This is a genomic window from Paraburkholderia kirstenboschensis (assembly GCF_032806925.1).
Taxonomy (GTDB): domain Bacteria; phylum Pseudomonadota; class Gammaproteobacteria; order Burkholderiales; family Burkholderiaceae; genus Paraburkholderia; species Paraburkholderia kirstenboschensis.
The window spans coordinates 1047739-1060900 of record NZ_CP136512.1 but is presented as its reverse complement, the minus strand read 5'-3'; the positions used below and the strand labels follow the sequence as shown (position 1 = coordinate 1060900).

The 13162-nt window shown below is 61.2% G+C and carries 12 protein-coding genes; 6 read left to right on the top strand and 6 right to left on the bottom strand.

Annotation, left to right across the window (positions count from 1 at the left end):
- Positions 1-109: 109 nt before the first annotated feature.
- The 4 genes from RW095_RS13455 (at position 110) to RW095_RS13440 (ending at position 4991) form a co-directional block, all read left to right on the top strand.
- Positions 110-2044: a putative bifunctional diguanylate cyclase/phosphodiesterase gene (locus tag RW095_RS13455; protein WP_317019471.1), complete on the top strand. Its 1935-nt coding sequence runs from the start codon at positions 110-112 to the stop codon at positions 2042-2044.
- 145 nt (positions 2045-2189) lie between these two features.
- Entirely contained in the window at positions 2190-2633 is a 444-nt protein-coding gene (locus RW095_RS13450; protein WP_317019470.1) for a hypothetical protein, read from the top strand.
- Positions 2634-2722: 89 nt separating this feature from the next.
- The gene (locus tag RW095_RS13445) at positions 2723-4411 is read left to right on the top strand and encodes a purple acid phosphatase family protein (protein ID WP_317019469.1); all 1689 of its coding nucleotides are present in this window, start codon (positions 2723-2725) and stop codon (positions 4409-4411) included.
- A gap of 139 nt (positions 4412-4550) precedes the next feature.
- Entirely contained in the window at positions 4551-4991 is a 441-nt protein-coding gene (locus RW095_RS13440) for a hypothetical protein (protein ID WP_317019468.1), read from the top strand.
- A 56-nt stretch (positions 4992-5047) separates the two neighbouring features.
- Here RW095_RS13440 and RW095_RS13435 read toward each other — a convergent pair whose 3' ends face one another.
- From RW095_RS13435 to RW095_RS13425, 3 genes are all read right to left on the bottom strand, one after another.
- Positions 5048-5812 (bottom strand): enoyl-CoA hydratase, encoded by a 765-nt coding sequence (locus RW095_RS13435; RefSeq protein WP_317019467.1) that lies wholly within the window; start codon positions 5810-5812, stop codon positions 5048-5050.
- Entirely contained in the window at positions 5809-6975 is a 1167-nt protein-coding gene (locus RW095_RS13430) for a CaiB/BaiF CoA transferase family protein (RefSeq protein WP_317019466.1), read from the bottom strand. The genes RW095_RS13435 and RW095_RS13430 overlap by 4 nt, the downstream gene beginning before the upstream one ends.
- Before the next feature lie 128 nt (positions 6976-7103).
- The gene (locus RW095_RS13425; protein ID WP_317019465.1) at positions 7104-7994 is read right to left on the bottom strand and encodes a LysR family transcriptional regulator; all 891 of its coding nucleotides are present in this window, start codon (positions 7992-7994) and stop codon (positions 7104-7106) included.
- A 324-nt stretch (positions 7995-8318) separates the two neighbouring features.
- On the opposite strand from RW095_RS13425, the gene RW095_RS13420 reads away from it, so the two are divergent.
- Positions 8319-9632, top strand: a complete 1314-nt coding sequence (locus RW095_RS13420; protein WP_317019464.1) for an MFS transporter — start codon at positions 8319-8321, stop codon at positions 9630-9632.
- 243 nt (positions 9633-9875) lie between these two features.
- On the opposite strand, the gene RW095_RS13415 is transcribed toward RW095_RS13420, so the two are convergent.
- The gene (locus RW095_RS13415) at positions 9876-10622 is read right to left on the bottom strand and encodes a hypothetical protein (RefSeq protein WP_317019463.1); all 747 of its coding nucleotides are present in this window, start codon (positions 10620-10622) and stop codon (positions 9876-9878) included.
- 340 nt (positions 10623-10962) lie between these two features.
- Here RW095_RS13415 and RW095_RS13410 point away from each other — a divergent pair, with 340 nt between their 5' ends.
- Positions 10963-11256, top strand: a complete 294-nt coding sequence (locus RW095_RS13410) for a DUF1330 domain-containing protein (protein WP_128584095.1) — start codon at positions 10963-10965, stop codon at positions 11254-11256.
- A gap of 83 nt (positions 11257-11339) precedes the next feature.
- Here RW095_RS13410 and RW095_RS13405 read toward each other — a convergent pair whose 3' ends face one another.
- Together RW095_RS13405 and RW095_RS13400 are read right to left on the bottom strand one after the other, a co-directional pair.
- Positions 11340-12191 carry a carbohydrate ABC transporter permease gene (locus RW095_RS13405; RefSeq protein WP_317019462.1) on the bottom strand — a complete coding sequence of 284 codons (852 nt, stop codon included), beginning with the start codon at positions 12189-12191 and terminating at the stop codon, positions 11340-11342.
- Positions 12188-13078, bottom strand: a complete 891-nt coding sequence (locus RW095_RS13400) for a carbohydrate ABC transporter permease (protein ID WP_317019461.1) — start codon at positions 13076-13078, stop codon at positions 12188-12190. The genes RW095_RS13405 and RW095_RS13400 overlap by 4 nt, the downstream gene beginning before the upstream one ends.
- Positions 13079-13162: the final 84 nt, after the last annotated feature.

Here is a 13162-nt window from a genome sequence, read left to right as displayed (position 1 = left end):
GGCGATTTACGCCGACTCCTGGCCGATTTGACCTTTCGACTTATGTTTACGTGATAATCGGGACCCACGCTGCCCGTTCGATTCACTAACCATTAAAAATGCGTAGGTCATGGCTTTTAGCGAACCAAGGTCTCCATTTTTCAGGTGGATCGTCTCTTCCGCTCAGAACCTGAGCGCCGAGAACCGGCAGATGCTCCTCGCCAATCTTTTCACGCGCACGTCGTCAATCGTGTTTGCGTCGATCTGCGAAATCAGCGTCTGCGCGACTGCCTGCTATCTGTATCCAAACCTGCTATATGCGAGTTGGACCGGCGCCGTTGTTGCGCTGCTCATGGTGCGTCTCTGGCTTATCTGGCTGTGTCGCCGCTGTAGCGCGCGCAATTTGCCCACGCCTACCTCCGCGTTTGTGCTGGCGAGTATTCTGTGGAGCGCGTTGTTCGGCTTCGGCAATTTGCTCTGCAATATCAGCGGCGACGCGACGCTCTTTCTGCTTGGCAACGTTTGCGCCGTCGGCGTCGTCGGCGGGCTGGCCGGACGCAATGCGGCCACGCCGCGGCTCGTCATGCTGCAGATCCTCTTCATTCTCGGTTTGCTGGGAGTTGGCGCGGCGTTATCGCCCGGCTCGGGAAAACTCGTGCTGCTGTTTCAGGCGCCGTTCTGTGCCGCTGGTTTTCTGACCGTTGCGCTTCGCAGCAATCGCGATACGGTCGCGCTGCTGCTCGCGCGGGAGAACAGTCAGAGGCTCGCGCATCACGATAGCCTTACGGGCTTGCCGAACAGGGCGCGCATTAATGATTTGCTGCTGGAGCGCACGGCGGTGGGCGCGTCGCATCGCGAGCCATTGTTCGCTGTTCTATTGATCGACCTGGACGGCTTCAAGGCAATCAACGACAGTCTCGGTCATGCCGCCGGCGACCAGATTCTTCAGGAGGCCGCGGTCCGCTTGCGTGAAGTGCTGCCTGCCACCGACATCGTCGGACGGCTTGCGGGCGATGAATTCGTAGTCATTTCAGAAGCACCCGACCCGTCCCGCGACGTGCGCGTGCTGGCGGACAGCATCGTCAAAACGCTGGCTCGGCCCTTCGCGTTGAGTGAAGCGCTCGTTCATATCGGCGCGAGTGTGGGGGTCGCGCTGTGTCCCGAGCACGCTTCGACCGGCCCGCAGTTGCTGATTTGCGCCGACCGCGCGTTATACGCGGTCAAGCGCAGCGGCAAGAGCGCGTATCTGATTTTCGACGCGGAGCAGCATGTATCCGACGAAAACCTGAGCCTGCTGCGCAGCGACCTGGAAGGAGCGCTGCGTTCGTTCAGCGGACTGCGCATGGAGTATCAGCCGATTGTCGATGTGGCCAGCGGCTTTGTGACGGGCCGCGAGGCGCTGATTCGCTGGACGCACCCGACACGCGGCGAACTGTCGCCCTCGGCTTTCATTCCGACTGCGGAGCGTACCGGCCTCATCCTCGCGCTCGGCGAATGGGCGTTATTGCAGTCCTGCAAGGAAGCGGTCATGTGGCGCGACAAGGTTCCCGTTGCGGTCAATGTATCGCCGGTGCAATTGCGTGAAGAGACGTTCGCCTCGATCGTTGCGGGCGTGCTTCGCAAGACGCGGCTTCCGCCCGAGCGTCTTAACATCGAGGTGACGGAGACGGTGCTGCTGAACGACGACGTCGTGACCCGGCGCAATATCTCGCGGTTGCGCGCATTGGGTATCGGCCTTGCGCTCGACGATTTCGGCACTGGCTTCTCGACCATGTCGACGCTCGTGCGTTTTACATTCGACAAGCTGAAGATCGACAGTTCGTTCGTCAAGGAGTCGGTGCATCGACGCGAATCTGCCGCGGTCGTGCGAGGCATCGTCGCATTGGCGCGCGAAATCGGCATGCCGACCACGGCCGAAGGCATCGAAACGGAAGAGCAGCTCGACTTCGTGCGCCGTTCCGGCTGCACGCACGCGCAAGGCTTTTTACTCGGCAGACCGGTGCAAGGCTGCGAGATCGCGCGCATCGACGAAAAGCTGCCCGCGCAATCGGCGAATCCGGCTTAAGCGGGCACTACCGGTTTTTGTCGTAAGCGGGTCAGCGAAACAAAAAGCGGTCTCTTTCGCATCCGTGGCGAACAGCAACGGTAAGCGTATGCTGCGCATCATGAGGCGGCGGAATACGTCGCCTACATCCGACAGTGGGGGACATGTGGACTCGACTCTCAAATTCCAGCTACGGCTCACCGTCTCGCCAGAACTTGCCAGCGCCTTGCGCGCCGATTCTTCCGGCGCGGCGCAGGTTGCGCTTCAGAGGATTCTGCATCGGCATAACGCGACCGTGATTTGTCAGTACGACGCATTTGCGGACTACGTGAGCGAGGCGGAGCGGCTTGGTATCGAGAAATATTCGCTTTATCAGTGGACACGCGAGACGATCGAAAACCCGGAGAAGAAAGCGAAGTACCTGCGGTCGTTCACGATCTACGTGAATGGCGAACAGATCTACGACGAGCAGACGGCCGATGAGATGGAGACCGCAATATTGGCGCTATGCAGTGAGAGTGGCGCATCGAGCGGCATTAGAAGCGGTATCGAACGCATTTCGAAGTTCGATACGAATCCTGCCAACAACCCACAGCCGCCGAGGCATTAGCGTTTGGCCGTTTTCATTCAACTGTCACTGTTTCGCGACTAGGATCAATGGTCAAAGACGCCAGTTCTTCCTACCCACAAAACACAGACATGTCGAACACAAAAAACGCTAAGGCTTCGCCAGCCGATCAGGGCGCTTCCATCGTTTCGCGTCGCGGGTTCCTGAAATTCGCCGGCGCATCGGGTCTCGCTAGCGCCGCCAGCGCGCTCTCAACAGCGCGCGCCGCGAGCGGCACGCCAGACGGCACACCCGAGCAGGTACACCTGACCTGGGGCAACGATCCATCCAGTGAAGTCACGGTGTCGTGGGCGTCGCTCGCGGCGGCCGTGAAACCGCATTTGCGCATTGGCCGGGTTGGAGAGGGCAAACGGATCGTGCATGGCGTGCAGACCACGTACACCGACGGCCTCAACGGCGAAGTGGTATTCAACTATCACGCCCGCTTGCGCGACCTCAAGCCCGATACGAGCTACGAATACGAGGTCACGGCCGATAACGACAGCAACGCGGCGCAGCCCTTCAGCGGCGGCTTCCGCACGGCGCCGCGAGGCCGCGCACCGTTTCGGTGGACGAGTTATGGCGACCTCGCCACGCCGAATACCGGCTGGGTGCTGTCGTCGCCGCAAAGCCGCTTCGCGGTGCAGGCGGTCGAGCGCTTTCAACCGCTGTTCCACCTGCTCAACGGCGACCTTTGTTATGCGAATCTGAACCCGACACAGCAGCCCGAAGTGTGGCGCGACTTCGGCAACAACTGTCAAAGTTCGGCCGCGAATCGTCCGTGGATGCCATGCCCCGGCAATCACGAGATCGAGTTTCACAACGGCGAGCAAGGGTTCGCGTCGTACCTCGCGCGCTACACGTTGCCTGACAATCACACGCGCTTTCAGGGGCGCTGGTACAGCTTTCGCGTGAGCTCGGTGCTGTTCATTTCGCTCGATGCAGACGACGTCGTCTATCAGGACGCCGCCGCGTTCGTGGCCGGGCCGGCACCGCTCGTGCCGGCAGCGAGCACGGGCAATCCGCCGATCGAGCCGGGCACGTCATTCTATGTGCGCGGCTACAGCGGCGGAGAGCAAACGCGCTGGCTCGAGAAGACGCTCCGCCATGCGGCCCAGGACGACGACGTCGACTGGATCGTCGTGCAGATGCATCAGGACGCGTTGAGTTCTTCGAAGACGGGCAACGGTTCCGATAAAGGCATCCGCGAAGCCTGGCTGCCGCTGTTCGACCGCTATGGCGTGGACCTCGTGCTATGCGGCCACGATCACGACTACGAGCGCAGCTATCCCGTGCGCGGCTGCAATCACAACAAGGGCACCGATATCGCAACCGGTCGTCCCGTCGATACATTGCAGCCAAAGCCGGTGATGTCGGCGATTTCCGCGGGGGCGTCGACATTCGATACGAGCCACGGCACGATCCACCTGATTCTCGGCGGTGGCGGTACGAGCGCGCCGCTCGACGTGTATGGCGTCGACGCGGGCACTGGCCTGCCGCAAGCGCGCATTTTCACGCGACCTAACCGTCCGGTTCCGGGCAGCACCGCAGGCACGTTCGTGCGGGCGAGCGCCGATGCGCTCGAAGATGCGATCTGGTCCGCGCAACGCGATACCGGCACCGGCTACGGCATCGCCGTGTTCGATCATGACCCGGGCCATCCGGGCGGCGAGACGACCATCACGATGAACTACTACCACGCGCCCGGCGCGGACCAGACGCCTACAGCGGACTATGAACTGTTCGAAACCATCGAACTGAAAAAGAAACGCAGGCGCTGACGCGCAAGCGGCTGCAAGAGCCAGGAGACGGCGCGGCAGGATTTGTTACACGTCTTACCGGTATGCGATGAGGCGGTTACAGAAGCCTTTCGGATCGCCGGTTATACTCGCGCCGTCTCATAAAAACCAAAGACCTCTTATGTCGAAGCGAATTCTGAAAATTGTGGCTGTTGCAGCGCTCACGAGCGCGGCGTCGTTCTCGGCTATGGCCGGCGATATGAACAATGCGCTTGGCGGCGCGCTCGGTGGCGTAGCGGGTGCTGCATTGGGCGGCGCGGTCGGCGGCAGCACGGGTGCTGTGATTGGCGGCGCGGTGGGCGGCGGCGCAGGCGGCGCGGTGACGTCGAACCGCCGTGAGCGCACGGGCGCCATCGTCGGCGGTGCGCTGGGCGGCGGTGCGGGCACCGCAGCCGGCAACGCCATGGGCGGACGTGGCGGCGGCCTGATCGGCGCAGCGTTGGGCGGCGGCGCAGGCTCCGCGCTCGGCGGCAATATCTCGCGCTCCAACTCGTATGCCGACGACTACTCGCGCGATTATCGTTCGGGCAAGAAGCGTCATAAGCATCGGCACTACGATTAAGCGGTGGACCTGGGTGCTTCTGGACCACACCGGCAATACAGGTGCGGCCCACGCACTCACGACTTAGAACCGCCCGATGTAAACGCAAGCACCGCTTCCCTGAAGCCGGTGCTGCCATACACTTCGTCGATCAGGTCCTCATCGTCGAGTCGTTGTTCGACGACGATGCGACGCAAGCTCTCCTTCACCGCTTTCTGCGTGACGGGCGAGAGCGCCATCAACCGTTGCGCGAGCGTATGCGCTGCCTCCTGCAGCAGGCCAGGCGCGCAGACCTGATAGACGTATCCGCAGGCCAGCGCTTCGTCGGCCGTCAGATAGTCGGCGAGCAACAGCATCTTTTTGACGCGCGGCGTGCCCAACGCCGCCTGGAGCCGCGCGATGTTGCGCGATGAAAGCGTATTGGACAGCGTCTTCGCAATGGGAGCACCAAAGCGCGATGCGTCGCTGCATACGCGGAAATCACAGGCCGTGGCAAGCGCCAGACCGCCACCCACGGCCCAGCCGTCTATCACCGCTATGGTGGGCTTCGCGATTCGCTCGACCGTGCCGATCACGCGCTCGACGAACGCTTCGTACGCAACGCCGTCGCGCCCATCGCGGAAGTCCGTGAAATAGCCGATGTCCGTGCCGGAGATGAAAGATCTGCCGCCGGCGCCGCGCAACAAGATGCAGCGCACGTCGCTGTTCGCTTCACACTGCGCGACGAGTGCGAGGAGCGACTCGTACATGTCGAGCGTCATCGCGTTGTGCCGCTCAGGTCTGTCGATCACGATTTCCGCCGCGCCCGAACCGTCGACGCTGAGGCTAACCAGTTCGCTCATGACGCGGCTCCGTTGATCTCCGCGAAGATCTCGTCGTTATGTTCACCCAGCAGCGGCGGATGGCGGCGCACGGTCGGCGGCGTGCCGAGCAGCTTGACGGGAAAGCCGATGTTCTTGACCTTGCCCTCGTTCGGATGGTCGATTTCCATACACATGTTGCGATGCCGCGCGTGGTCGCTTCCGAATGCTTCGGGGTACGAAAGAATCGGTCCTGCTGGTATGCCGGCCGCGAGCAACACGTCCACCCATTCGCTGCTGTCGCGCTTGGCGAATTCCTGCTCCAGCACCTCGATCATCGCCTCGCGATTTTTCAGGCGCAGCGACACGGTGGCGTAATCGGTATGGTCGATCAGATCCGGCCGCTCCAATACGTTGCACAGCTTTGTCCACAGTTTCTGGTTCGTTGCGCCCATCACGAAGTAACCGTCACGTGCCTTCACCGCCTGATAGGGCGCGCTCATCTTGTTGCTCGTGCCGAGCGGCGTGGGCGGCAAGCCAGTGCCCCAGTAGTCCGACATGTCCCAGATCGAGAAGGCCATGATGGAGTCGAACAGCGACGCGTCGATATGCTGGCCTTCCCCGGTTTTCTGCGCACCGATATAGGCCGACAGAAGACCGTACACAGCGAACAGCGCACAGCCGATGTCGGCCACCGGTACGCCCGCCTTTACAGGCTTGCCGCCTTTATAGCCGGTCACGCTCATCACGCCGGACATGGCCTGCGCCATCAGATCGAAGCCGGGCCGCGACGCCCATGGTCCGCTCTGCCCGAAGCCTGAAATGCTCGCGTAGACGATCTTGGGGTTGATCGCCTTGATCGACTCGTAGTCGATCCGCAAACGCTGCACGACGCCGGGGCGGTAATTCTCCACGATGACATCAGCCGTTCTGGCAAGCTTATAAAACAACTCGCGTCCCTCGTCACTCTTCAGGTCGAGTGTGACGGAGCGCTTGTTGCGGTTGAGGTTAAGGAACCCCATGCTGTCGGGGCCCTTCATCTTGAAGCCCATCGAGCCGCGAGTCTGATCGCCTTCGGGCGGTTCGACCTTGATGACGTCCGCGCCCAGGTCGGCCAGCATCATGCAGGCGAACGGGCCCGCCATGACCTGGCTCACGTCCAGCACGCGAATGCCTTGCAGTGGTAGATGCCTTGATTCCGTCATGTCGAGCTTCCTCCTGGATAAGTGGCTGTGTTGTAGCTCCACTGTCGCCGAGTGCGAGGGCTGCCGCAAGAATCGCCCCGTCATGGCTGGTTTCGCGGTTCGCGAAACCGTCGCCCGTGGTCGTTCGGCTAGGCGCTGCCCGCCAGCAATTGAGCCACGACGTTGCGCAGCGTTTGCTCCTGCGCGTGCCCTTCGACGCAGGACAACACGTAGCTACGCCGGGACCAGTCTGCGTCGAGCTCGACGGAAGCGAGCGAATCCTCGGGATGGAAGCTCTGTAAGACATCGGGCGGCATCAAGCCAACGCCGAGACCGTGGCGCACCATGGCAAGCATCGTGTCGAAGCCGTTTACCGTGAAGTTGTTCGGGAACAGCCGCCCGCGGCTGCGATATGCGCGCTCGACTGCGGACAGCACCGCCGAGCCCTTGCCCAGACTGACGATGGGAAGGTCGAGGATATCGTCGACGCCCACGGGCTGCCGCTCGAATTCGAAATGCGCGCGGCTATACACCAGCACGAGCCGATCATCTCTATACGCGGACTTGTCCAGATCCAGAAAGCCGCTTTTCTTCTCGTAGATGCCCACGTCGATCACTTTATCGCGCAGCAGTTGCTGCACGATTTTGCTGTTTTCCTCGACGATTTTCAGTGCGATGCGGGGGTACTTGCGCTGGATCGCGGCGATTTCGCGAGCGAGGAACTGAATGACGACCGCTTTCGGCGCGCCGATGATGATGCGTCCGTCGAGACCATGATTGAGCGCCTGCGCGTCGCCTTCCATGCGGTCTATCAGGTTGTCGATCTGCCGGACATACTCCACTAACTTCGCGCCTGACTCGGTGATGTCCACGCCGTGCGGCACGCGCCTGAAGAGCTTCGCGCCAAGTTGATCTTCCAGGTCCGACACGCGCCGCGACGCTGCCGCGACTGCCAGGCTCAGCTTGTCGGCCGCGCGCGAGATGCTGCCTTCTTCCGCAATGGCCAGGATCAGCCGGACGGTTGTCGTGTCGAATTTCACTTTGTCTCCACTTAAATCGAACGATGATGGGCGCGGGCGTTGCCCGATAGTTTAGTGCGCCGCGCTTCCGTTGATTCACGCCGCCGCATTGCAGCCGTGCGATCACACGGATCGCGTGGCGGATCGATCGCCGCATTGGCCATAGCGTCCTAACGATAACGAAAACGCTATCGCCACATACCGTTTCGACATTGGAGCTCTTGCGTTCGCATCCGTACACTTGTCATTCAGTATGTGCATACAAGTACAGCGCCACGCTGCACCGCACGATGCATACCGACAACGACGAATGGCCATTAACGCCCATCTAGACGGAGACACGTTTTGGACAAGCCCACCACTTCGCTCACGGCCGCCGCAGTGCGTCCCGCTCGCTTTAACTTCCGTTGGAATGTGCTCATCTGGTTGCTGATCGGCGGGATTATCAACTACATCGACCGCGCAAGTCTTTCGATCGCAGCGCCGGGCATGATTCAGGAACTTGGCCTGACACGCACGCAGATCGGCCTGCTGGGCAGCGTATTTGCATGGACGTATGCGGTTATGCAATTGCCGGCGGGCTGGGTGATCGACCGCTTCGGTGCGAAACGCGCTTACGCGTTCGCGATGATCTGGTGGAGCGTCGCCACGTGGCTCACCGGTGTGGTCGGATCGATCTCCGGACTCATCGTGATGCGCGCGTTGCTCGCGGTCGGCGAGGCGCCGTGCTGGCCGACTTCGGCGAAGATTACTGCCGCGTGGTTCCCGGCGAAAGAGCGCGGCTTTGCGACGGGCGTATGGGATTCGTCTTCGAAGTGGGGGCCGGCGATCGCGCCGGCCATGCTGGTCGCGCTGATGGTCGCGTTCGGCTGGCGCTCGCTCTTTCATGTGACGGGCGCTTTCGGCATTGCCTTTGCGCTACTGTTCCTGATGTTGTATCGCAATCCGGTGGACAGTAAGCGTCTTTCGAAAGATGAGCGCGAATACATCGAAGCGGGTGGCGGCGGTCATGAACGGTCGCTCGTCAATTCAAAGCTGCGGTGGCGGTCGTTGTTCGCGCGACGCAGCGTGTGGGGCATGATTCTCGGCTACTTCTGCACGATCTGGCTGTGGAATATCTTCCTCGTGTTCTTGCCGCTCTATTTGCTCGACCGGTTCCACATTTCGTTCGCGCAGCTTGGTGTGTATGCGGGCATTCCTTGGGCGGGTGGCGCCCTCGGCGAGATCGCGGTTGGCTATCTTGCGAAGAAGATGGTGGATCGTGGATTTGCGTCGCCGATTGCCGCGAAGCGGTTATTGATTGCATGCTGCGCGGTGGGCGCCGCCGCGTGCGCAATTGCGCTGCCGTTCACTCACGCGTTGAACATCACCCTCGCTTTATTCACCGTCGGACTCGCGTTCATTGCGGCCGTGGTCGGTTCGGCGTGGGCACTGGCGGCGGACATTGCGCCGTCGTCGATGATTGCTTCTGTCAGTTCGATCCAGAACTTCGGCGGCTATTTCGGCGGTGCGTTCTCGCCGGTCGTCGCCGGGTTCATCGTGGACCGTACCGGTTCGTATGCGCTTGCCTTCATCTCAGGCGGCGCCATTGCCGGATGCGCGGCACTGTTCTACTGGTTCATGGCTCGCGAACCGATCGTGGAGGACGAGACTGCCTGAACAACACAGTGCGAGAAAAGGCCCGCCGTCCGGGGAACGGCAGGCCGGAGGTCGACAGACGGAGTAGTCGTGGAATAGCGTCCACGGCCTCCGGCGAAAACACCGCCGAACTCAGTTGCTGACGAAGATGCGCGCCGAACACCTCGGCGGCTTCGGATGCCGCAGCGCGAAAACCACTGTTGCCTTCAGATAGCGGGGTTTGCTGCCGCAAACAAAGCGGCCGTCCGCTTGAGCAGTCCGCGCCTATTGCGTGCCCGGCTGCCTCTGCGCGCCGGAAGCAGGCGTCACCCGGGCGGACTCCTTTACCAGCTGATCGGTCATCGCAGCCGCGACAGGATTAGAGTTGCGCCGATTGATCGGCTCGCGATCCGTCACGGACGACGGCGGCGGCGACGGAGACGCGGGCGGCGGCGGCAATGACGGATCGAGCTTCGCCGACTCGCGGACGAGCAACTCCGTCATCAAGGCGCCGACGTCGTTCGAACCGTGGTGGCGCAGATCTTCATGGCTCCGTGCGTCCTCCGCATGCTGCGTGGCCTTGGATCTGGCGCTGTAGCGTTGAGGTTGCGGTTGAGGTTGCACCTGCGTCTGCGTCTGCGGTTGTGCGGGTTGCGCGAGCTGTGCCTGAGGTTGCATCTCCGCCGCTGGGATGTTCGACAATGTGGTGGCCGGTGCCGCCGTGGCTGCAGGCATCGTCGGCATAGGCGCCGCCGGTGCGGACGCCCGCACATCCCCGCCACTCACAATCGTGCCGTAATTGGTTTTCGCGCTCGCATTCGCGCTTGCGTCCGGTGAACCAGGGCGCGCGATACTGCCCGCAATCACATGGCTTTCGCCGTAGGAGCGCGAATCGGTCGTGTCGGGCGCGGTCAGGGCCGCCTCGGCTGGAGGCGCCGACTTCCTGTCCTCGCGCGGATAAAATAAATAGCCGCAGACCACCAGGTCCGCTAGCACCAGACCGATAATCAACGTCTTGCCGGTATTCGTCATATCTAAACTAAAGCTTCATCCAAGGCAGAGTAAGGTCCATGATAAACGACGACTCATTGCCTCACCGTGAGGCACTCGGCTGCAATCATGCAGGAGCGGCCAGCGTCGACGCATTACGTGGATCGTACGAAAGAGTTTCTAGAGAAGTCGGCCGTTTGTCACCCGCCGCTATTCAACTTTTTGGGCCATCTTTTGCGGACATGTGGCGCTATTTGTAGAGGCGAGCGTTGGCGCCTGCGCATCTTTCGGAGAGACCGCGACGCATCGGGGCATTAAAGGCGCGTCGGGCATTCTCTGTTACGCTCCTCGACTCATGGCCAACACGCACAAGGAGCGTCAAATGAGCAAGGGGTATTGGGTAACCACGTATCGCAAGATCAACGACCCGTCGAAGCTGGCCGCCTACGGTCAGTTGGCGGGCCCCGCCGTGGCGGCTGCAGGCGGCAAGTTCCTCGTGCGCGGCGTCGCCGAAGAAGTTCACGAGCAAGGCCTGAAGGAGCGGACGGTGGTGATCGAGTTCCCGTCCTATGAAGATGCGGTCGCCGCGTATGATCGCGACGACTATAAGAAGGCGCTCGCAGCTTTGGGCGATGCAGTGGAACGCGACCTGCGGATCGTTCGCGGCGCTGAATAACGCTGTTTATGGCGGCCGACTCGTCGACCGCCATGACTACTGCGCTGCTGCGGGCGTTGCACGTCAGCGCGGTCTGGTCAGATCTACTTCACCGCCCCCAACGCTAGCCCTTTCACCAGATACCGCTGCAACCACGCAAAGACGATCGACACCGGCAACGTCGCGCAAAGCGTAGCGGCCATCACCAGATGCCACTCCACCACATACTTGCCCGCGACCATATCGGTTACCTGCACGGTGAGCGTCTTGTTCTCCGGCGAGCGGATCAACGTGTAGACAACGGCAAACTCATTCCAGGCGTTGATAAACGTGAAGATCGCCGTGACGACGATCGCGGGCACGGCAAGCGGCAGAAACACCTTGAAAACGGCCTTAGTGCGGCCGCATCCTTCGAGCCACGCTGATTCTTCAAGATCGCGCGGCACCGTTTGAAAATACGACGACAGCATCCAGACAGCAAATGCGATATTGAACGCCGCATAGGAGACGATGACGCCGATTTTCGAATCAACAAGATTGCCGTCGCCATAAGGAATCATGGCCGCGAGCCTGAACAGGCCGACCACCAGCAGAATAGGCGACAGCATTTGCGTGACGAGCAGGAACTGGCGATACGTTCCGCGTCCGCGGAACGGGAACCGCGCCAATGCGTAAGCCGCCGGCAGGCTCACTGCGAGCGCGAGCAGCGTCGAAAGCAGGCTGATTACCGTGCTATTGCGCAGCGCCACGCCGAAATTCGCGGCCTTCCACATATCGACGAAATTGCTCCATTGCCAATGCACCGGCAGCCAGCGCGCCGGGTACACGAAGATCTCGGAAGCAGGCTTCAATGCGGTGAACAGCATGACGGCGAAAGGGAACAGCACGACCACCACGAGCGGCGACAATGCGAGCCAGCACCACAGCGAGCGCTTCGCTTTTGCGCTGAGCGTCATGACGGTTCTCCTTCTTTCGCGGGCTGCAAACGCAGATACGCCATTGAGAAAACGAACAGCATGACCAGCATGATGAGCGAAACGGCCGCGGCCTCGCCTGGACGTCCGAGCCTGAAGCCGAGTTCATACAGATACGTGACGAGAATATGCGTGCTGTTATTGGGTCCGCCCTGCGTCATCACCCAGATAATCGGGAATGAGTTGAACACATAAATGACGTTCAACAGAATGGTCATGTTGATGAAGGGCCGCAGCAACGGCAGCGTCAGCTTGCGGAACTGCTGCCATGCGCTGGCGCCGTCGATGCGCGCCGCTTCGTAGATGTCGCCGGGCACCGACGACAATCCGCCGAGCAGAATCGTTACAGTAAATGGAATCGATACGAGAATGCCGACCGCGATCTCCACCGGAAACGCAAGTTCGGGAGTCGCGAGCCAATGAATCGGCCCGCCGATCAAGCCGAGGCGCTGAAGCGTGACGTTGACCATGCCGTAGTCGTCGTTGAAGGCCCAGCGCCACACAACGGCAGTCATGGTCAACGAGACGGACCACGGCAGCATGACAATCGTTCGCGCGACGCCGCGTCCATAGAAATCCTGATTCAGCACGAGCGCAACGGGCACCGAAATCAGCACCGTGCCGCCCACCACGAACACGGTCCAGACTATCGTACGCCTCGCCGCTGCGAGAAACGCGGGGTCGCCGAAGATCGTGTAGAAGTTCTGCAAGCCCGTGAAATCGCGAATTGCGCCGAAGCGCGACACCTCATGCAGCGATTGCCAGACAATGTTGAAAATCGGATAGCTGATGATAAAAAGCGCCAGCACGAGGCTCGGCGCAATCAGCAACCAGGGCGCTTGCAGGCGTGAAGAAGCGGAACGGCTCATACGTGCTCGATCGTGAGACGCGCCCGCACAACGAAGCGGGCGCGACGGAATGGGCCGAATAGTCGATAACGGTCGATAACGGCC